This is a genomic window from Streptomyces vulcanius (genome assembly GCF_042653945.1).
GTDB classification, from domain to species: Bacteria; Actinomycetota; Actinomycetes; order Streptomycetales; family Streptomycetaceae; genus Streptomyces; species Streptomyces mangrovi.
On sequence record NZ_JBHSFK010000028.1, the window covers coordinates 116767 to 137360 of the forward strand.

A 20594-nucleotide genomic window follows, 5' to 3' on the forward strand; every position below is an offset into this window, starting at 1 on the left:
TCATTCTGCACCGGCACCCCGGCTTCCGCCCGGCGTCACTTCTCCCCCTCCCACGACGGGAACGTTGCCGGAGCGTCACGAAAACGGCCCAGTACGAACGCGTAGTGAACGCTTTCTCTCCGCGTGCCCATCGGCCGTCCGAGGGAACGAGGATTGGTATTGACCAAGGGTGGGGGCCGCCTTATGGTCGCAGATAAGTGCAACAACCTTTAATAAACAAGGGCGCGAAAACGCCGCAGGACCACGGCGATTGCGGAGGACAGGGTGGGGACCCAGCAGCTGGAAGCGGTACCGGAACCGAAGTACTGGCATCTAAGGACCGTGCTCAGTGAGGCATTGGACTCCGAGTTCGCGGTGGGGGAGATCCTGCCCAACGAGCGCGATCTGGCAGCCCGCTTCGGTGTCGCCCGGGCGACGCTCCGTCAGGCACTGGAGCAGCTGGAGCTGGAGGGCCGGCTGCATCGCCGGCGCGGGGTCGGTACGACCGTCGCGCCGCCCCGCATGGGCGTCGCCGTCGGCGCCGACGGGCAGGCCTGGCCGGGCGGCGGCGGGGACGACTCCTGGCAGAGCGTCGACTGCACCCTCGCGGTGCCGCCCGCGGCCGTCGCCACCGCCCTGGTGATCCCGCGCGGACACGCCGTGTACACCGTGCGCCGCTCCCGCGTCTCGCACGGTCAGCCGGTCGCCGCGGAACTGCTCTACGTACCGCAGTCGTCGGTGCCCGACCTGACCGCGATCGACGCCCCGTCCGAGGCGGCACGCGCGCGTGCGGTGCTGCGCGAGCTGCAGCGCCTGGAACTGGAGGGCCAGGACCGGGCCGTGGAGCTCGGCTCGGCCCGCGCGGACGACGCCAAGGAGCTCGACCGGCTCCCCGGCGCCCCCGTCCTCGTCGTCACCACCCGCTTCTTCGCGGAGGGCCGCACGGCCGCGCTCTCGGTGGCCACGTATCGCGCTGACACGTGCCGCCTGACGTTCGGCGCGGCGGGCGGCGTGGAAATACACCACGGTCCGGAGCGACGGGCTTCCTGAACCCGTACGAACTCCGACGTCCGACGCCGCCGCCGGTGACACCTCGTCACCGGCGGCGGCGCCCGTCACCGAAACGGGGCGGTCACCGACGGGCCGTCACTGTGCCCTCCACCGCGAACAGTTGCTCTTCCACATGGTCAAGAGCCAGCCGCAGCGCCCCCGTTGCCACCGCCGCCTCGCCCAGCAGCGACAGCGCCACCTTCGGCGGCCGCAGGCAGTAGCGCGCCAACTCCCGCCGCAGCGGCTCCAGTACGCCGTCGATCCCGGCCGCCCAGCCGCCGATCACGACGAGTTCCGGGTCGAGGGCCAGCACCAGCGCGGCCACGTCGTGGACCAGCCGCTGGAGGAACCGGTCCACCGCGGCGCGCGCCCGCTGGTCGCCCTCGCGGGCCTGCGTGAACACCTTGGCCACCGCCGGCTCGTCCAGCGGGTGCAGCGGTTTGTCGGTCGTGGACAGCAGCCTTTCCGGGGTCACACCCCGGCCCAGCAGATGCAGCGCGCCGATCTCGCCGGCCGCCCCGCCGTACCCCCGGTGCAGCCGCCCGCCGATCAGCGACCCGGCCCCCGGGCTCAGCCCGGCCAGTACGAACACCATGTCGTCCGACTCGGTGGCCGCGCCCTTCCAGTGCTCGGCCACGGCCGCCGCGTTCGCGTCGTTCTCCACCAGCACCGGGCACTTGAAGGAGCGGCTCAGCCGCTCGCCCAGCCGCAGTCCCGTCCACTCGGGCAGCGCCGTACCCAGCCGTATCGTCCCGTCCGCCTCGACGATCCCGGGCGTGGCGACGCCCACCGCCCGCAGGGAACTGCGCGGCACGCCGGCCCGGCGCAGCAGCTCGGCGACGGCGGTGCGCAGCCGCTCCAGCCGCTCGTCCGCCGAGGCCGTCTCGTCGACGTCCTTGACCTGCGAGCCCAGTACCCGCCCGTCCAGGTCGGCCAGCAGCACCGCCACCCCGTGCGAGCCGATCTCCACACCCAGCAGATGCCCGGCCTCCGCCCGGAACCGGAACCGCCGCGCCGGACGCCCCTGGCGCCGCGCGGCACTCTCGTCGGCGGCCACCTCGACCACGAGCCCGGCCGAGATGAGATCCTCCACCACCCCTTCGACGGTCGGCCGGGACAGCCCCGTCACCCGGGTGATCTCCGTGAGCGTCGCGCAGTCGGCGGCACGCAGCGCGTGCAGCACCACCGCGGAGTTGATCCTTCGCAGCAGCGAGGGATCCCCGCCGGTCAGCTGCCCCAACGTCCGTCCTCCCAGCTCGTGCGCGTGTTGGGCGGATCGTACTCGGCGGGAGGCACCCGGCGAGTGACGATTCCGTACCGGTGTACGACACCCCCACCCAAGCCGCCCACCCCCCACCCCAGCCGCCCACCGCCACCACGCGCCCCGGCCGGCGGTGCGAGCCCGGCCACGGCCGGTGCGAGCCCGGCCACGGCCGGTGCGGGCTCCGCCGCCACGGCACGGTGCTGGCTGGCTGGCGTCGGCACGCGCGCCGACCGCCACGGCACGCGCGCCGACCGCCACGGCACGCGCGCCGACCGCCACGGCACGCGCGCCGACTGCCGCCACCACGGGCCCCGACCGCCGTCGGCAAGGGCCCCGACCGACGCCGGCGCGGGGCCCCGGCGTCGTCGGCACGCCATCCGGCCGTCAGCCGTACCCGCACCGGGTGTCTCACCCCGGTGCCACGAACCCCGACTCGTACGCCGTGATCACCGCCTGGGTGCGGTCCCGCGCGCCGAGTTTCGCCAGCACCGCGCTGACATGGGACTTGACCGTCTCCGTCCCCACCACCAGTCGCGCCGCGATCTCCGCGTTGGACAGCCCCCGCGCCATCAGCCGCAGCACCTCCGCCTCCCGCTCGGTCAGCCGGGCCCGCTCCAGCGTGTCCCGGGCGGCCCGATTGCCGCCCGCGTCGCCGTACTCGGCGGCCAGCCGCCGCACCGACGCCGGGAACAGCAGCGACTCTCCCTCGGCGACCAGCCGCACCGCGTGCACGATCTCGGCGGGCCGGGCCCGCTTCAGCAGGAACCCGTCCGCACCCGCGCGCAGCGCCTCGTACACGTACTCGTCGTTCTCGAAGGTGGTCACGACCAGGATCTTCGGCGGCCCGTCCACCGTCCGCAGCACCGCACGCGTGGCCTCGATGCCGTCCATCAACGGCATCCGTACGTCCATGGCGACCACGTCGGGCCGCAGCTGCCGCACCAACGGGATCACCGCCGCCCCGTCCGCCGCCTCCCCGACGACCTCGATGTCGGGCTGCGCCTCCAACACGGCCCGCAGACCCGCGCGGACCAGGGGTTCGTCGTCGACCAGCAGTACGGTGACCGGCATCCGGCCAGCCTAGATCAACGCATCGGCAGCTCGGCCCGCACCTGCCAGTCGCCCGCGTCCGGCCCGGTCGAGGCCCGCCCGCCGAGCAGCGCGGCCCGCTCGCGTATGCCGCGCAGCCCGTTGCCCCGCCCGGGGCCGGGTATCCGGGCGGTCAGCGGATTGCGCACCTCCAGGCGCAGCAGCCCCTCGTCCGGAACGACCCCGACCCGCACCCTGACCGGCACGGCCCCCGCGTGCCGCAGCACATTGGTCAGCGCCTCCTGGAGAATGCGGTACCCCTCCCGGGACACCGGCCCCGGCACCGTCTCCAGCGGGCCTGTGACCTCCGCGTCGACCTTCGCGCCGGACGCCCGAGCGGACTCCAGCAGCCGGTCGGCCTCGGCGAGCGTCGGTCTCCCGCTCACCGGCCGCTCCGCCTCCCGCAGTACACCGAGCACCCGCTCCAGATCCGCGAGCGCCGACCGGCCGGTGTCCTCGATGGCAGCCAGGGCCCGGTCGGTGAACTCCGGATCGCCGGCCGCCCGCGCCGCGCCCGCCTGCACCACCGCCACCGTCAGCGCGTGCCCGATCGAGTCGTGCAGCTCGCGGGCGATCCGGTTGCGCTCCAGCAACTGCTCCGTCCGCTCCTCCAACGCGGCCAGCCGCTCGGCCGCCGACGGGCCGAGCAGCCTGCGGGCGACACCGGTCACCAGCTCACCGAGGCCGACGACGACGCCGTAGAGCGCGAGCAGCGGAACCGGCACGAGCAGGGCGAACCACCACCGCGGCACCGTCTCCGAGAAGACGGATATTCCCCCCGTCGACTGCCCGCCCGCGCCGACGGCCAGGTCGTACGCGACAGCGGGCAGCCACACGCACGCGAACATCGCCGCCGCGCCCAGAGCCATCCGGGCCTCCAGCCACACCACTGTCCGCGCGCGGTCCCGCCAGGTCGCCGCAGGCGCCACCGAGAAGCCGGGGTCGGCCACCCCGGGCAGAAGCAGCAGCCGGGCCTGCACCCCCTCGCCCACCCGCACGGCGGGAATCAACCCGACCGGCACGAGCAGTAGCGCCGGCACCCACGGACGCGACGGATCGATGAACATCCACACGCTCACGACGAGCATCGGCACCCACAGGTGCAGCAGTCGTGTGTACGTCGTCCCCCGCAGCAGCGGGCGCAGCAAGCGGCCCATGCGGACAAGCCTGCCAGGCCCCACTGACAACGGACCTCCCCCGAGCGGGGGAGACACCCTCCCCGCCCGGGGGAGGCCCGACGCCGCTGCCCTCGGCCAGAGTCATGGCCATGACCAGCATCGACGTCCACGACCTCACCAAGGCGTACGGCCCCCGGCGCGCCGTGGACCACCTCACCTTCCGCGTCCTCCCCGGCCGCGTCACCGGCTTCCTCGGCCCCAACGGCGCCGGCAAGTCCACCACCCTGCGCCTCGCACTCGGCCTCGACCGGCCCACCTCCGGCACCGCCACGATCGGCGGCCGGCCCTACCCCACCCTCCGCGACCCCCTGCGCCACGTAGGCGCCCTGCTCGACGCACAGGCCGCGCACGGCTCGCGCACCGGCCGTGACCACCTCCTCGCCCTGGCGGCGAGCAACCGCATCCCCGCCCGCCGGGCCGACGAGGTTCTGGAGGAGACCGGCCTGGCGCGCGCCGCCCGCCACCGGGTGAAGACGTACTCCCTCGGCATGCGCCAGCGGCTCGGCATCGCCGCCGCCCTGCTCGGCGACCCCGAGGTGATCCTCCTCGACGAGCCGTCCAACGGCCTCGACCCCGAAGGCATCGTCTGGATCCGCGGCCTGCTGCGCCGGCTCGCCGCCGAGGGCCGCACGGTCCTCGTCTCCAGCCACCTCATGAACGAGACCGCGTCCTTCGCCGACCACCTCGTCGTCCTCGGCCGGGGCCGTCTGCTGGCCGACACCCCGCTGCGGGACTTCGTCGACTCGCGCGTACGCCCCCGCGTCCGCATCCGTACCACCGACCCCACCGCCCTCGTCGGCACCCTCGCCCGGCACGGCCACCACGCCGTCGAACACCCCGACGGCCACTGGACGGTGCACCACACGCGCGTGGACGACATCGGCCCCCTTCTCTCCACCGCCGGTGTCCCCCTGCTCGAACTGACCACGGAGGCAGGCACGCTGGAGGAGGCCTACCTCGACCTGACGGCCGCCGACACCGAGTTCGCGGCACCGTCCCAGGAGGCGACGGCATGACCAAGGAGTTCACTTCCGCGCTGCACGGCGAATGGATCAAGATCCGCACGCTGCGGTCGCTGCTCGGCACCCTGTGCGCGGTGCTGCTCGCGACCGTCCTCTTCGCCGCCTTCGCCGACGACGGCCCCGTCGACCACGACGCCCTGTTCTCCGTCTTCTTCGGCGTGAGTTTCGGGCAGATCGCTGCGGTCGCCTTCGGTGTGACGGCCGTCGCCGCCGAGTTCCAGGGCGGCGCCCTGCGCGTGTCGCTGGCGGCCGTGCCGCACCGGGGCCGCTGGTTCGCCGCCAAGCTGACGGCGATCGCGCTGCCGATGCTGGCCGTCGGCCTGGTCACCGGGCTGGTGACATGGGCGGTGGGCAGCGCGGTGCTCCAAGAGCCGAGCACGGTCGAGGGACTGCGCGGAGCCGCGGGATGTGCCGTCTACCTGACGCTGATGGCCCTCCTCGCCGCAGGTCTCACGGCCTTCCTGCGCAGCGGAGTGGCAGCCCTGAGCATCCTCATCCCCTTCCTCCTGAGCGTGTCCTTCGTGGTCGGTGACATGTCCGGGAACGCGGCGGACTTCCTGCCCGACCGGGCCGGCCAAGTGGCCCTGCACAGCACATGGGACGGCACTCTCGGCCCCTGGACGGGGCTCGCCGCGACCGCCCTCTGGACAGCGACGGCGCTGGCCGCGGGCGCCTGGCGACTACGACACCGGGACGCCTGACAGGCCTCCTGCGATCGGACACCGGGACGCCTGACAGGGCGCCGGCGATCGCCTCAGCCACGCCTACCCGGCTGCCGCGGCCCGCAGCAGGGCGAACTCGTCGGCCATCGTCGCCGCAGTCCAGTGCGCGTTCAGACCGCTGGGATTCGGCAGCACCCACACCCGCGTGTCCCCGATGACCCGCTCCTGCGGTCCCACCGCCGCCTTCGGCTCCTCGAAGGCCGCCCGGTAGGCGGTCACGCCGACCACCGCCAGCCAGCGGGGCGCGAGCCGGGTCACCTTCTCCGCCAGCAGCCGCCCGCCCTCGCGGTACTCCTCGACGCTCAGCTCGTCGGCCCGCGCGGTGGCCCGGGCCACCACGTTGGTGATGCCGAGCCCGTAGGACGGCAGTTCCCCCTGCTCCGCGGGCTTCATCAGCCGCGGAGTGAAGCCGGACAGGTGGAGCACGGGCCAGAAGCGGTTGCCCGGGCGGGCGAAGTGGTGGCCGGTCGCGGCCGTCATCAGCCCGGGATTGATACCGCAGAAGAATCCGCTGAGCTGGGATACGGCAGGTCAGAGCGGCGCCGATCCCCTGACCTGCAACGCAGCATGCGTGTTCGGGTAGTTCGCTGCGTCTTCATGTAGTACGGCGCAGAGATTTGCATGATCGTTTTCCCATCGGTTTCCCAGTTTCCCGCCTGATCGGGCCGGGAGGCGGGAAACGCGAGCGAGACGTGGCCGGAGGCCATTGCTGACCTCCGGCCCCTGTGTGCTGAACGGGATCGTGCAGACACAAGCCATCGTCAACCAGATCATCTGGCGTCAGCGGACCCGCCCGTATCTTGCCGTCCAGCCCGTCAACCGCTCCGGCGAGCGACAGGCGAAGACCGGCTGGCGCCGCACCAATTCCGTTGCCTCCTGGAGCTGGGAAGGATGCGAGGGCCTCCGGGCGACAGTGGAGATCTGGGCCGACGCGCCGCGTGTGGAACTCGTGCTCAACGGCCGGACCGTCGGCTCAAAGCGCGCAGATGAATCGACCCAGTTCCTGGCCGAGTTCAGGGTGCCGTATGAGCCCGGCTCACTCGTGGCCATCGCGTTCGACCAGGCAGGCAAGGAGATCGGGCGAGACGTCCTGACGAGTGCGTCGTCCACCAGCCTGCGACTGATGATGCGGCCGGAGACGGACGAGCTGCGCGCCGACGGTGCCGACCTGCTCTACGTTCCTATCGAACTCGCCGATGAGCGGGGGACAATTCGCCCGCTCGCCGACAGGGAGGTCACCCTGACGGTCACGGGCGCCGGATCGCTCCTGGGTTTCGGAACCGGCGAGGCCATCGCCACAGAGGAGTTCGCTGCCAACCGCCACCGCACGTTCCAGGGGCGAGCTCTCGCCGTGGTGCGAGCGGGACACGAGACCGGCCATGTCTCCATCGCGGCCTCGGCCGACGGGTGCGAGTCGGTGAGCATCGCTGTGCCGGTCGTCCCGCTCTTCGCCTGACCAACTGCACAGAGATCCCTCATGTGCAGGAGCGCGATCCTCACAACCCACACTGTCCGGTTCGGCCCACGGACAGACGGACGCCGAACTCCGTTGCCAAGGCGGCGAATTGCTGACTGGTGTACTGCCCTGACAGCCGCGATCCGAGTAGAAGATCACCGGCCGGGTGGGACGACGCAGCCGGCATGGGAATCGACTGGGAGAACATGCTCGGCACAAGCGGCAACGGCCTCGACGATGCCTACGACAGCGCGGTCTCCGCGGTCATCTACAGCGAGGACCCGGGGGACGACCGTCGTTCACTCCCAGTCGGCGAAGAGCACGACGACGCGGACGGCCTGCGCTGACCTGAGCGCACACACGAGTACGCCCCGGCTCACCGGTGCGTCTTCGTAGTTTCGCGGCCAATGCATTGAGGTCGTCTTTGGCCTGTTTCCCTACCTGCTCATCGGGGCGGGAAGCGATGACCGGCATGGCCGGCGGCTGCAGGTTCGACTCGCGGATCTTCAGCTCGTCGCGAGCTGGCCGGAACTCCCCAAAGAGCGCAGAGTCGAGCTCGGCCGCCTCCTGGCTGGCCCCTGATACGACTCCTGATGCAAGAACGCGGATCGAGCGCACGGTACGCGGCCGACCCGCACGCCCCGGCCGGGAACGGGCCGCGTGGCGGCGCGAGACCAGGTCACGGTACCGGTGCAGCGCAGTGTCGGGGCGCACCAGCAGCCGTGCCCGGCGCAGCACACCGCGCGGGAGCCGGTGCAGCAGCGCGGCCAGGAACACCCGGTCACTCGGGGCGAACCGCACCCGATCCCGGCCGACCTGGCGTTCCAGCGCGGTGATCTGATGACGCAGCGCGAGGATCTCCGCGTCCTTGTCCTGGTTGCTCACCGGCAGCAGCCGCAGCAGGGCGAACACGTTCGCCACACCCAGATAGGCAAGTCGAAGCAGCACGACAGATCATCCTGCCGGGGCACTCACCAGGTGCCCAGAGCACCCGCCCAAGCGCCCGCGCTCGACACCACCCGTACACCAGCCCCCACCAGGACGGATGAGTTTTTCGGCAGGCGCACCGTCTCCCTTGCAGGCCGTGCCGCAATGACGATCTCGCCCTGCTGCTGGAGTCGACGATCTGAGGTGTCTATTTCCAGCTTTGGGAGCGGATTCTCCTAACGAGGCCCAAGTGTTGTGATGAATCGTATGATGCGTCAGAACCGCACACGAGTAGGGCACTTGAGGCGTTGGCAGCCGCCTGGGCCATCCGGGGCCCGGGCCTCACCGCTCGGGGGATGTCGTTGTACCTTGCCTGCCTGTACGCGGAGAACTTCCGGATCTTCGGCGCGGCGCCGCAGAAGGACGGTGACAACGACGCCAGTCTGTGCCTGGACTTCGGTCCCGCCACGAACGTCCTCGTCGGCGAGAACGACAGCGGCAAGACAGCCATCATCGATGCGATCCGCCTCTGCCTGCTGACGACCGCGGCTGACTTCTACCGCATCACGCGCGACGACTTCCACGTCGGACCGGGCGGCCGAGCAGGCACGTTCAAGATCACCTGTGGCTTCAAGAACCTGACGACAGAAGAACAAGCGGTCTTCCTGGAACTGCTCACCACCGACGACGACGGCAACGTCGCCCTCTATGTCACCGTCAAAGCGGAGCTGATGGAGCCGCTGCCTCCCCACAGGGTCTCGGTAACCACTCGCTCTGGACGCGACGGGCAGGGACCCGCTCTGGACGGTGCCGCCCGTGAACTGCTGAAGGCCACCTGCCTGCGCCCGTTGCGGGATGCCGAGGCCGAACTGCGCTCCGGCCGGGGATCGCGGCTGTCGCAGATCCTCGCCGGCTACCCGGCCATGCGCGCCCAGGGCGCGGACGACTTCGACAAGGAGGATGACAGCGCCACCACCCTGGTCGGCATCCTGCGCCGCGCGGAACACCACATCGGTGACAACGAGGCGGTGGCCGCGGCCCGGAACGACATTAACACCGGCTAGATCCGCCCCGACCAGCCCGTGAGGGTCTGGTCGAACCGCATAAGGGGCGCCCACGCAGTGGCCGTCCACGGCGACCGGGTGGCCTTCTACGGCGGCTACGGCGAGGAGCGCGACCGACTCGCCCACGCAGAACTCACCGAAACATCCGTCGAGCCAACGGACGCCGGCCTACTCACCCTGCCCGATGGCTCTGCCCCCGGCCGCCGACGGGTCGTCGGCCGAGGGAGCAGGATCTACGTCCAGGCCGGGTGCAGCGGTAGCCGGCCGCCGGGGGCTGCCAGGTGGCCGGGTCCTGGTCGGACTTGGAGCGGTTGGAAGCGCACAGGTTCGCAAAATCCTGAGCGGCGGCGCGGGGGAACCCGTACGCGAATGCCCGGACAGGTAGGGCTACGCGCACGGGTTGTGGCTGCTATCAGCTGTCAGGTCGGGCGGTGCATGGGCAGGGAGTACAGGGCCGCGGGGGCAAGATGGCTTGGTTCGTTCGGTCCTGCCGAGTTGTTGACGAGTGCTGAGGCGCGGGCCACGCTGCTGCGTCTCGTGCACGTCCGGTCTCGGTGACGAGGCTTCGCGCGTGGAAGGAGGTGGCTTCCACGCGTTCGAGTACGCGGCGGACCCGGGCGCGGTCGGCGCGTCGGGGATTGAGCGGGTGCACCAGAGGGCGGCAGGCCTTGCGGAAGGCTTCCAGCGCCTGATCGAGATCAGGTGCATCGGGTGCGGGCTTCGGGGCACCGGCCTTCGGCGCGCAGTGCGCGAGGTGGTCGAGAATGACAAGCAACTCCGTCAGACGCATTTCGGCGACCGTGTGGACACTCGTGGGAACGACCAGCGCGGCTGCCAGAATCCCGCACCCGGCCCCCAGAACGGTCTCCTGGATGCGTAGGGCGAGCAGCTCCGGGGAGAGCGTATGCAGCAGTGCGAGCACCATGCTGAGCGAGCCGGTGATGAAGAAGGTCACCGCCCAGTAGCTGCCGGAGGGGGTGTAGAACATCCCGAAGATGCAAGCGAGGAGAAAGGCCAGGGCCAAGGTGGTGTGCCCGGCGGCCAGGACGGCCAGGCCGTATCCGAACGGCACCCCGACGACGGTGCCGATCAGCCGCCGGCCGCTCTGCAGCAGGATGTCCCCGGTGTGCTCGGCATTGATGAAGACGACCCATGCCGTGGCCACGGCCCAGTACCACAGGTGCGGGGAGAGAAGATGTCCGCCGAGTACGGCGAGCGCGGCTGCGGCGGTCACCTGGAACGCCTGCCGCGTCGTGTGCCGCCACGGGCGTGAAGGCTGTGCTGCCCCTGGACGCAGTGCCACACGGTCGCGCTCTGTTCGATCCGTCGGGTCCATCGTCTCCGCCTCCCTCATGGTGTTTACGGAGTACGCCGTCGAATCCTTCGACGCGCGGATCGCGAGCATGCCGAGGCTCTGCGCGGCCGTGTCCGCACGTGCCGTCCGCTCCAGCTCCGCCGTCGTGTCGCGGAGCAGCCCGACGGGAGCCTCGTACAGGAATTCCTGAAGCAGCAGCGCGGAGGTGTGCAGCCGGTCGAGACGTCGTTCGACTCTGCGGACGCCGGCTCCGCCGTCTTCGAGTAGATCTGACGTGGCCTGCTGCGCATCACGAAGCCGTCTGTTGAATGCCGCCCTCAGGCGCCTCAGGATGCCGCAGGACGTCGTGGGCATCAGACAGAAGCGAGTGATTGCGGCTGCCGCGAAGGCGATGGCCAACGCCCCAGTCAGTTGCGGGAGTTGGTGGGGCTGGATCCTGGCGAACTGGGACAGGAAGTAGGCCATGAAGGCGAAGATCCCGAGGTCCAGGCCCCGTCGTCCGAAGCGGCGCGCATAGACCGCGGTGAAGATCAGCAGCAGGAAGGCCAGGTGGGACGCGAAGGGGAAAGGCGCCAGCAGGCCCCCGGCTGACAAGGCGGCAAGGGCCACGGGCGCCCCGGCGAGCAGAGTGCGGAACTGGTTGCGGGGGTGCAGGTCGCTGATCGCCAACGAAGTGACCACCGCCGTGAAGCCGCCAGCCAGAAGCACGACAGAGGACTGATTCCGTACCGTCAGCGCGGCCAGGGTGAGAGTGAGGCCGAGGACGGCACGCAGCCCGGCGGCCAGACGCAGGAGCCCCGGGTCGGCTGCGGCAAACCGGTCCCATAGCGACGCTGTCTTCGCAGCCACCGTGGATTTCCGTTCCTTCGTCGTGGTTGGCCGTCCCCGTCCCGCCACGACGAGCGAGGCCGAGTTCAGCCCGGCCCACTGGCCTCGGGCCTGCGTTTTCGCAAGGCCTTGGGGACAAGCGGGGGCATCGGGATACCAGGGCGAAGGGGCCACCTGGCGGGTTACTGCTGCCACGCCCTTGTGGCCAGTCTGGTCCGGCGGGATGGCGTGCGGTATACGTCAGGTGACTGCTTCCATGGCCGGGCGTGCCCCTATTCCTGGTGGGCCGCCGTCGCGAGGGTGCCCTCGATGAGGTCGCGCAGCTGGGAACGGGCGGTGATGCCCAGCTTGGGGAAGCTGCGGTAGAGGTGCGAGCTGACCGTGCGCGGGGAGAGGAAGAGCTTCTCGCCGATCTCACGGTTGGTCAGCCCGCGGGCGGCAAGCCGGATGATCTGCTGCTGTTGCGGGGAGAGTTCGGCGAGCGCGTCGGGGGCCGCATCCGTGACGTCGAGGCCGGCGGCGCGCGATTCGGCCCGGGCTCGCTCGATCCACGGGTGCGCGCCCAGGCGACGGAAGATCTCCAGGGCCTCGGTGAGCGGCCCCCGCGCCTCTGCGATGCGCCGACGGCGCCGCAGCCACTCGGCGAGGTCGAGTAGGGTCTGTGCGCGTTCGAAGGGCCAGTACTCCAGTACCGGATCCGCCAGAGCCGCCCGGAAGTGCGGTTCGGCGTCCTCGGGGTCCGCCAGCAGGCCACGGGCTCGGCTGATCAGCGCACGCAGACGAGGTGAAGCGTTGTCCGCCAGCGCAGATGCCGAGCGCTCGACGATCGCGACAGCCTCCTCATGGCGGCCGCAGCGCACAGCGGCGGCGGCCAGATCCGCGAGGGCCGGGTAGGCGGCGTGGTAGTGCACGGGCGCGCCGTCGGCCGTGAAGACCATGCGGAGTTGGTCGTACGCGGTCTTGTAGGCGCCTTCCGCGGCTGCCGCGGCACCGAGCGCACGACGGGCATAGACGGAGACTGAGCGGCTTTCCAGCGGATCGATGAGAGCGAGCGCGTCCTCGGCCCGGGTTCGGGCCGAGGACGCATCGCCCTGGAAGGCCAGCACGGTGGCGTCCACGGTAGCCGCACAGGCCACGGCGTGGTCGAGGCCGGCCGCCCGGCCGACCGCGGTGGTGCGGGTGCAGGCCTCACGGGCCTGTTCCCACCTTCCTCGCTCCACGTAGGCCCAGGCGACTGCGCCGCCCAGACCCTCGGGCAGCGCTCCCTGCAGCTCCCAGCGGTCGAAGGCCTCGTCGAAGGCGCGGACGGCCTGTGGGGTCTCGTCCAGGAGCCACGCCATGATCCCGACGGTGGTGAGCCGCTCCGGCCGGGCTTCCGCCTCGGCGGCCAACTGCGGCAGCAGAGAGACGAGTTGGGCCCGGTCGTCGAAGGGGTCCGAGACGGCTCTCACCCAGGTGCGCAAGCCTGCGTGTGAGGCGTTCTCGGGAAGGCGCCGCAGGATGTCCTGGATGCGGTGGCGCTGGGTGTCCTCTCCGGAGTAGAAGCGGACCACGGCGGCGCCGGCCACGAGGTCCAGCGCGGCGGCGGGCTGGGAGACCGTCAACTCCTCGGCAGCGTCGGCCAGTCGGGAGAAGACCATAGTGTGGCGTCCGGTCAAAACCGCCAGCCGTCCGGCTTGCACAGCGGCGGAGGCCAGCAGGGTTGCGTCATCCGTGCGCGCGTGTGCCGCGGCGACCAGTTCCTCGACCCAGGCGATGTCTCCAGTGAACACGGCCGCCGCGGCGGCTTCGACCAGCAGCTGGGCGCTGTCCTCGCGCCGCGGTGCGAGTTCCGCGGCGCGCTGCAGGGCCTGGGCCGCCGCTGCATGGCCGCCGCGTCGGCGGGCCCGGCCGGCGGTCCGCTCCAGCTCCGCCGACACGGCCGCGTCCGGGTGCGGGCTGGCGGCGGCCAGGTGCCAGGCACGCCGGTCCGGTTCGTCCCGCAGCAGTTCGGCGAGCGCGAGGTGTGCCTCGCGCTGGGCAGCCAAGGACGCGGCGTGATACACGGCGGACCGGACCAGTGGGTGGCGGAACCGGACGTCCCGGCCGGTCCGCCGGACCAGCCCGGCCTGCCCGGCCGGCAGCCAGGCCGCGTCCTCGGCGCGCGCCAGTCCCGCCGAGGCGGCGATCGCGGAGTCGGCGCTGTCCATGGCGGCCAGGAGCAGCAGGGCCCGCGTGGTGGAGGCGGGGAGGCTGTGCAGGCGGGCGGCGAAGATCCGCTCCAGGTGATCGGTGAGCGGAAGCGGACCTGCGGACGGCAGCCCCGCAGCCGTGTCGTGTGCCGATGCTGTCCTCGTCAGTTCCACCAGCGCCAGCGGGTTGCCGCCTGCTTGGTCGAGGATCCGCGACCTGGTGTGGCCAGTGGGGCTCTTCGGCTGCAGGTCCAGCAGCTGATTGGCCGCAGCGTTGTCGAGCGGTCCCAGGGTGAGCATCGGCACATGACGGTCGAGTCCCGGAAGGTGATCGCCGTCACGGGCCCCGATCAGCATCGTGACCGGTTCACCTTCCAACCGTCTGGCAGCGAAGGACAGCGCATCCAGGGAAGCACGATCGAACCACTGCACATCGTCCAGCACCACGAGCACGGGATGGTGGTCGCCCAGGCCTGACAACAGGCTCAGGACGGCTACCCCGACCAGCATGAGATCGGGTCCCGACGTGGCCGACCCCTCGCCGAAGGCGTCCTGCATCGCAGCGCGCTGCCTCCCTGGCAGTCCGTCCACCTCGGCCGGCACCGGCCGCAGCAACTGATGCAGTGCGGAGAAGGCCAGGCTCGACTCCGACTCGCTCCCCTCGGCACGCAGTATGCGAGCACCGCCGGCTTCAGCCCGGCGCACCGCGTGCTCCAGCAGCGCGCTCTTCCCCGTGCCCACGTCACCGACCAGCATCAGCACCGGATCGGCCGACACCGAGTCCACCGCACGAAAGAGGCGTGCCAATTCCGCGTCCCGGCCGACGATCAGCTCCCCCGGATCCAGCTCCGGTCCCATGACCGCACCGCGGTCGCCAGTGTGCTCGTCCACGGAGTCTCCCGGAATTGCGGCTTTCGATCGGGGTCGCCTTGCCCTGGCCCATCCAGGCTACAAGCGGCCGGGCCCAGTGCCCGGGCCATGCGCGCAGGTGCAGTCACGTTACGGATACCGCGCGCGCCGAGGCCGCTCGTACGGTTCCAGGAAAACCTCCACATTCCCAAGGATTTCTCATGGAACAAATCACGCTGGGCGACGTCTCCATCACCCGGGTATGGGAGTACTTCGGCTCCGTCGAAATGACGCCCGACACCTTCTTCCCGGAAAGTCCGAAGGAAGTGTGGGACGACGGCGCGCCCTGGCTGACCCCGCATTTCCTGGATTCCGAGACCAATATCGTGAATTCCGCGATCCAGACCTGGCTGCTGCGCAGCGGAGGCAAGACCATCCTCGTCGACACCGGCGTGGGCAACCACAAGGACCGCCCGTACGCGCCGGTCTGGAACCGCCTCGAAACAGGCTTCCTGGCCAATCTCGCGCGCGTCGGCGTCGCGCCCGAGGACGTGGACATCGTGATCAACACACATCTCCACATCGATCACGTCGGCTGGAACACGTACCTGGACGGCCGGCAGTGGGTACCCACCTTCCCCAACGCCACCTACCTGATGCCGAAGGACGACTTCGACTTCTGGAATCCCGAGAACGGCCACAAGCCGCTGCTCGGCCGTGGCAACCAGAACGTCTTCGAGGACAGCGTGGCCCCGGTGCACCAGGCCGGCCAGACGCTGCTGTGGGAGAACAGCCACCAGATCGACACCGGCCTCCGCCTGGACGCGGCTCCCGGACACACCCCCGGCTCCTCCGTACTGACTCTCACCTCGGGGACGGACCGCGCGGTGTTCGTCGGCGACATGCTGCACAGCCCCGTACAGATCATCGAGCCCGACTCCAACAGCTGCTTCTGCGAGGACCCCGCGGGCGCCCGCGCCACCCGCCGCAAGGTGCTGGGCTGGGCGGCCGACAACAACGCACTCGTGATCCCCGCGCACCTGGGCGGCCACGGCGCCGCCGAAGTGGCACGAGAGGGAGACAAGTTCGCCATCAAGGGCTGGGCCCCCTTCGCCCCGTACACCGAGCAGGCCTGAGTCCTGCGGAAAGGCACGAGACATGAGCCACCACACCGAGCCCATCGTGACCACGGCGCAGGGAGCCGTCCGCGGCCTGCGCCAGGGCGACACCGCCGCTTTCCTGAACATCCCCTACGCCGCCCCGCCCCGCGGCGCCGGCCGGTTCGAGCCGCCGCAGCCGCACGAGCCGTGGGACGGCGTACGGGACGCCACCGTGCCGGGGCCCAACGCGCCGCAGTCGGAACGCCGGCTCGGCAGCGTGGACATGTCCCCCTACTTCGGCACCGGCTGGAGTCGCGGCGAGGACTACCTCACCGCCAACGTCTGGACGCCCGCCGCCGCGAACGGCGACCTGCCCGTCATGGTGTTCGTCCACGGCGGCGGATTCGTCGCCGGATCGACGCGGTCCGCGCTGTACGACGGCTCCGCCTTCGCCCGCGACGGCGTCGTCCTCGTCACCCTCAACTACCGGCTCGGCATCGCAGGGTTCCTCGACATCCCCGGCGCGCCAGCCAACCGCGGCCTGCTAGACGTCGTCGCCGCGCTGCGCTGGGTGCGGGAGAACATCGCCGCCTTCGGCGGTGACCCGCACAACGTCACCCTCTTCGGCCAGTCGGCCGGGGCCACCATCGTCGGCGGCGTCCTCGCCGCCCCGGAAGCCGCTGGCCTCTTCCGCCGGGCGATCGTCCAGAGCGGCAGCGGCCTGGGGGCGTTCACCACCGAGCAGGCCGCCCGCGTCACCAGGGCAGCAGCCGAGGCCCTGGGCATCGAGCCCCAGGTCGACGCCTTCGCAGACATCTCCGACGACCGCTTGGTCGAGGCTGGCTCCCGGCTCGCGGGCATCGACCTGCAGACCGAGACGCACCACGACCCGCTGATCGGACTCAGCCCCTTCAGCCTGGTCCTCGACACGCAGCCCGCCGAATCCGTCGCCGCCGGCCTCAGCAGCGCCATCCACCTGCTCATCGGGACCAACACCGAAGAGGGACACCTCTATCTAGTCCCGGTGGGCAAGTACGCCACCTCGACCACCGGTGACGTCGACGATGCGGCGGCGCGCGCACACCCGAAACCGGCGCGACTCGTCGAGACGTACCGGAAGGCACGCCCCGAGGCGTCCTTCGGTGAGCTGCGCTCCGCCCTCATGGGCGACGCGCTGTTCGGCGCGGGTAGCTGGGCCTTGACCGGCGCGCATGCCGCCCACCTCGAATCCGCCACCTACGCCTACGAGTTCGCCTGGCGCTCCCACGCCTTGGACGGAGAGCTCGGCGCCACCCACGCGGTCGAGCTGCCCTTCGTCTTCGATGTCGCCCACCTTCCGCAGCTGCACGGATCCGCCTCCCTGCTCGGCCCTGACAAGCCCCCCGCGGATCTCGCCGCCCGTATGCACGAGACATGGGTCCGGTTCGCCAGGACCGGCAACCCCGGCTGGGACCCGTACGACGACGAGCGCCGGGCCACGATGCGCATCGACGCCGAGTGGACCCAGGTCGACGATCCCCGCAGCCAGGAACGACAGGCCTGGCGCTGACCCTCCGGCCACCATTCCCAAGGACACACCATGACCAGAACCGTCATCACCACCGAGAACGCACCCGCCCTCGCAGCCCCGCTGTCCCAAGGCATCCGCAAGGGCCCCGTCCTGCAGGTCTCCGGGCAGCTCCCGCTCGATCCGGACACGGGCGACGTCGTCGGGACCACGGTCGCCGAGCAGACCGAGCAGACCCTGCGCAATGTCACCGCCGTACTCAAGGCGGGCGGTGCGGGCCTGGAGGACGTCGTGATGCTCCGTGTGTACCTCACCGATCCCGCCCACCTGGCCGAGATGAACGGGGCGTACGCGGCGGCCGTCGGTGAACCCTTCCCCGCCCGCACCACCGTCTACATGCAGCTTCCGCCGGGGCTGCTCGTGGAGGTCGATGCCCTGGCAGTGCTGGACGACTGATCAGGGTGGCCGGTCGTCTGACGAGGGCGTGCACCAGCCTGAGGGTTCCGCCGGCGCAACTGCTGGACGCCCTGTGCGCACTCGCCGGACGACCGGCGTCCTCCTGGGGGCCTCATCCCGTACGTCGCGTTTACCGGCAGGTGCTCCAAGCAGTGGGGTCCTCGCCGCTGGGCGCGCTCAGCCAGGCGATGTGAGCGCGGCCACGGACGTGCACGCGGGCCTCTTGAACGTCCAAGTCCCGCCCCAGGCCGATAGGGCCGCCCTCTGCATCCGCCGCACGGTCGACGACCTCGGATCATCCGACCTGTGGGAGCTGGCCCGCGGCACTGCCCTTACCCGGGACGATCTCACGTGGGGCGCTGCCGCAACCCTGGCGGAGGGACGCCTCGTGAACGGAGACCTTCTGGACGAACTCGCCGCGCACACCCTCGCGGAGGAGATCGCCGAACGGACCCCGTGCCACTGGGGCCGACACCACGCCGATGCGGTACGCGCCGCGCTGTACCGGAGCCTGGCCGACCTAGCGGATGCCCTTCTGGAAGTGTGGCATGAGCTTGAGGGGATCGGCGGTCTCGAACGCCTCGTTGAGGATCCGGTCCTGGCGTAGGCCTTCCAGTGTCAGCCCTTTGGGGAGGACGCCTTGGAGCAGGCCGATGCTGACGGCCGGCTGGTCGGGGTCGAGTGCGCTTTTCTGACTGACCAGCAGGTGGGGGTTGGTGGAAGCGGGCCATCGGCGGTGGCGGTAGGTCAGCCACTCGGAGGCGAGCTGGTGGGTGAACTCCTCCAGATAGACGGTGTGGCGCAGTAGCCCGCGGCGGATTTCGAGAGTGCCGCGGGCGAGGCTCAGGTCGGTGGTCAGGACCGTACGGATGTCGTTGCCCGGCACTGCATGGACGGCGACCAGGGCGATGGCGAGGCGCCCGAGTGGAGTGGTGACCTGGTCGAGCAGGCCGGCGAGCATGTCTCTGGGAACGGACTGTGGCACTCCCTTCAAGTCACCGACGGGCAGGTGCCGGGTAGGGTCGCGGAAGATCACTCGTTCCTGTCTCAGGGCTCTGAACAGGCTGCGCAGGCAGATGGCGAGCTGTCTGCGGGCGTGTCCGGACAGGCCATCGACGGCCTTTTCAACTTGGTCCTGGGAGATCTCCCGCAGTGTGGTCAGGTTGGCCGCCGTCCACGCGGCGAGGGTCGGCTGGAGGGCGACGAGGTAGCGACGGATGCCGTCGTAGCCGCGGGCTTCACCTTGGCGGCGGCCTTGGCCGTGCAGGACGGCCACCCACGTGCGGACCTCGGTCGCGATGGGCTCCGGCAGGGCGGCAAGGGTGGTCTCGATCCATGCCTGATCGACGTCCCGGTGAAGCTCCGGATCCTAGACGAGTAGGCCGCGGATGCGCAGAAACTGACAGACGGGCTTGGCCGCGAGGTTCGGATCGAGCTGGGCCAGGTCGTGGATGTCGCGCTAGAGGATCGCGGTCTCGAGGGGATCGCGGGCGTGAGTCGACTCACGGTTGTCCTCACTCCTCGGAAAGGTGGGCGCACGAAGGGCCGTCGTACGAGCGGCGTGCGCCGGGGTCCCGCCCCGACAGAAAGGGCCCAAGCGGCTGTTGCGCTGTGGGTCGACGGAGGGGTCGTCTTTCCGGCTGGATGACCACAGAATGTCCGGTCGTCCTGAGTCCGAGTCTCCACCCACGTATCGCCCTCGCACCCAGGCACACATCAGGAAGGGCGTGTGACTTGGCACAGTTGGGGCGGAGACCGGGTGCCTGGCTTTGACATGAGGCGACCGGTCGTCTAGTTTTAACGACCGGCCGCCTGTACTAGACGACCGGTCGCCTAAATAGACTGCTCAAAGCTCTCCCAGCGAACGGAACCCACCGTGACCACTCCTGTCCAGCTCGCGATCATTCACTACTCGTCCACCGGCACGATCACGGAGATCGCCAAGGAGCTGCACGACGCGGCCGTCAAGGCTGGTGCCGAGGTACGCCTGCTGAAGGTCGCCGAGCTCGCCCCGCAGGCGGCGATCGAGTCCAACCCGGCCTGGGCCGCCCACCAGGCGGTCATCGCCGACATCCCCGAGGCCACCGTCGCGGACGTCGAGTGGGCCGACGCGGTGCTGTTCGGCACGCCGACCCGGTTCGGCAACGTCTCCGCGCAGCTGAAGCAGTTCATCGACACCCTGGGCGGCGTGTGGGCCGAGGGCAAGCTTGTGGACAAGGTCTACAGCGGTTTCGTGTCCTCCGCGACGGCGCACGCCGGCCAGGAGGCGACCCTGCTCTCCCTGTACACCTCCATCCACCACTTCGGTGGCATCACGGTCACCCCCGGCTTCACCGACCCGCAGAAGTTCGTGGACGGCAACCCCTACGGCACCTCCCACGTCGATGCACAGGGCAGCAACCCGGTGGGCGACGTCACGCGTGCAGCCGCGCGCATCCAGGCCGAGCGAGTCGTCCGGATCGCGGGGATCCTGAAGGCCGCCGCCGCCTGACGGACGGGCCTGTGCCGGCCGGCGTCCGCGCGGGGCGCCCGGCACCCGCGGCGGCTCGCCGTCCGGCGATGACGAGCCGATCATGTAGGTCCCGGGGCCGGAACCGGCCCCGGGACACGGCGACGG

The 20594-nt window shown here is 70.7% G+C and carries 16 protein-coding genes and 1 pseudogene; 9 read left to right on the forward strand and 8 right to left on the reverse strand.

Features of this window, described 5'->3' with window-relative positions; translation table 11 throughout:
• Nucleotides 1-264: 264 nt before the first annotated feature.
• On the forward strand, nucleotides 265-1029 hold the full coding sequence (locus ACFPIH_RS35580) for a GntR family transcriptional regulator (protein WP_381181573.1): 765 nt from the start codon (nucleotides 265-267) through the stop codon (nucleotides 1027-1029).
• 82 nt (nucleotides 1030-1111) lie between these two features.
• Here the strand turns inward: ACFPIH_RS35580 and ACFPIH_RS35585 are convergent, their stop codons facing one another.
• The 3 genes from ACFPIH_RS35585 to ACFPIH_RS35595 form a co-directional block, all read right to left on the reverse strand.
• The gene (locus tag ACFPIH_RS35585) at nucleotides 1112-2269 is read right to left on the reverse strand and encodes an ROK family transcriptional regulator (RefSeq protein WP_381181571.1); all 1158 of its coding nucleotides are present in this window, start codon (nucleotides 2267-2269) and stop codon (nucleotides 1112-1114) included.
• Nucleotides 2270-2701: 432 nt separating this feature from the next.
• Nucleotides 2702-3364: a response regulator transcription factor gene (locus ACFPIH_RS35590; protein WP_381181569.1), complete on the reverse strand. Its 663-nt coding sequence runs from the start codon at nucleotides 3362-3364 to the stop codon at nucleotides 2702-2704.
• 14 nt (nucleotides 3365-3378) lie between these two features.
• Complete coding sequence (locus ACFPIH_RS35595; protein WP_381181567.1) at nucleotides 3379-4539, reverse strand: sensor histidine kinase; 1161 nt, start codon at nucleotides 4537-4539, stop codon at nucleotides 3379-3381.
• 110 nt (nucleotides 4540-4649) lie between these two features.
• On the opposite strand from ACFPIH_RS35595, the gene ACFPIH_RS35600 reads away from it, so the two are divergent.
• Complete coding sequence (locus tag ACFPIH_RS35600; protein WP_381181565.1) at nucleotides 4650-5576, forward strand: ABC transporter ATP-binding protein; 927 nt, start codon at nucleotides 4650-4652, stop codon at nucleotides 5574-5576.
• Nucleotides 5573-6283, forward strand: a complete 711-nt coding sequence (locus tag ACFPIH_RS35605) for an ABC transporter permease (RefSeq protein WP_381181563.1) — start codon at nucleotides 5573-5575, stop codon at nucleotides 6281-6283. Before ACFPIH_RS35600 ends, ACFPIH_RS35605 begins: the two co-directional genes overlap by 4 nt.
• Before the next feature lie 63 nt (nucleotides 6284-6346).
• On the opposite strand, the pseudogene mug reads toward ACFPIH_RS35605, so the two are convergent.
• Nucleotides 6347-6814: pseudogene (gene mug, locus ACFPIH_RS35610) on the reverse strand (G/U mismatch-specific DNA glycosylase); the annotation flags it as partial.
• A 232-nt stretch (nucleotides 6815-7046) separates the two neighbouring features.
• On the opposite strand from mug, the gene ACFPIH_RS35615 reads away from it, so the two are divergent.
• A complete protein-coding gene (locus ACFPIH_RS35615; RefSeq protein ID WP_381181561.1) occupies nucleotides 7047-7760 on the forward strand; it encodes a DUF4982 domain-containing protein in 714 nt (237 codons plus the stop codon).
• A 264-nt stretch (nucleotides 7761-8024) separates the two neighbouring features.
• Here ACFPIH_RS35615 and ACFPIH_RS35620 read toward each other — a convergent pair whose 3' ends face one another.
• Nucleotides 8025-8681 (reverse strand): hypothetical protein, encoded by a 657-nt coding sequence (locus tag ACFPIH_RS35620; RefSeq protein ID WP_381181559.1) that lies wholly within the window; start codon nucleotides 8679-8681, stop codon nucleotides 8025-8027.
• A 362-nt stretch (nucleotides 8682-9043) separates the two neighbouring features.
• Between ACFPIH_RS35620 and ACFPIH_RS35625 the strand changes: the two genes are divergently transcribed.
• A complete protein-coding gene (locus ACFPIH_RS35625; RefSeq protein ID WP_381181557.1) occupies nucleotides 9044-9751 on the forward strand; it encodes an AAA family ATPase in 708 nt (235 codons plus the stop codon).
• 412 nt (nucleotides 9752-10163) lie between these two features.
• On the opposite strand, the gene ACFPIH_RS35630 is transcribed toward ACFPIH_RS35625, so the two are convergent.
• A complete protein-coding gene (locus ACFPIH_RS35630; protein ID WP_381181555.1) occupies nucleotides 10164-11915 on the reverse strand; it encodes an FUSC family protein in 1752 nt (583 codons plus the stop codon).
• Nucleotides 11916-12166: 251 nt separating this feature from the next.
• Nucleotides 12167-14956 (reverse strand): helix-turn-helix transcriptional regulator, encoded by a 2790-nt coding sequence (locus tag ACFPIH_RS35635; RefSeq protein ID WP_381181553.1) that lies wholly within the window; start codon nucleotides 14954-14956, stop codon nucleotides 12167-12169.
• Nucleotides 14957-15135: 179 nt separating this feature from the next.
• Here ACFPIH_RS35635 and ACFPIH_RS35640 point away from each other — a divergent pair, with 179 nt between their 5' ends.
• From ACFPIH_RS35640 to ACFPIH_RS35650, 3 genes are read left to right on the forward strand one after another with little or no spacing between them, the layout of a single operon-like run.
• Nucleotides 15136-16050, forward strand: coding sequence for an MBL fold metallo-hydrolase (locus tag ACFPIH_RS35640; protein ID WP_381181551.1), 915 nt, complete (start codon nucleotides 15136-15138; stop codon nucleotides 16048-16050).
• Between the two features lie 22 nt (nucleotides 16051-16072).
• Nucleotides 16073-17563: a carboxylesterase/lipase family protein gene (locus ACFPIH_RS35645; RefSeq protein ID WP_381181549.1), complete on the forward strand. Its 1491-nt coding sequence runs from the start codon at nucleotides 16073-16075 to the stop codon at nucleotides 17561-17563.
• Nucleotides 17564-17593: 30 nt separating this feature from the next.
• Complete coding sequence (locus tag ACFPIH_RS35650) at nucleotides 17594-17977, forward strand: RidA family protein (RefSeq protein WP_381181547.1); 384 nt, start codon at nucleotides 17594-17596, stop codon at nucleotides 17975-17977.
• Nucleotides 17978-18497: 520 nt separating this feature from the next.
• On the opposite strand, the gene ACFPIH_RS35655 is transcribed toward ACFPIH_RS35650, so the two are convergent.
• A complete protein-coding gene (locus ACFPIH_RS35655; protein ID WP_381181545.1) occupies nucleotides 18498-19253 on the reverse strand; it encodes a hypothetical protein in 756 nt (251 codons plus the stop codon).
• A gap of 600 nt (nucleotides 19254-19853) precedes the next feature.
• On the opposite strand from ACFPIH_RS35655, the gene wrbA reads away from it, so the two are divergent.
• The gene (wrbA, locus tag ACFPIH_RS35660; protein WP_381181544.1) at nucleotides 19854-20468 is read left to right on the forward strand and encodes an NAD(P)H:quinone oxidoreductase; all 615 of its coding nucleotides are present in this window, start codon (nucleotides 19854-19856) and stop codon (nucleotides 20466-20468) included.
• The last annotated feature ends 126 nt before the right edge of the window (nucleotides 20469-20594 follow it).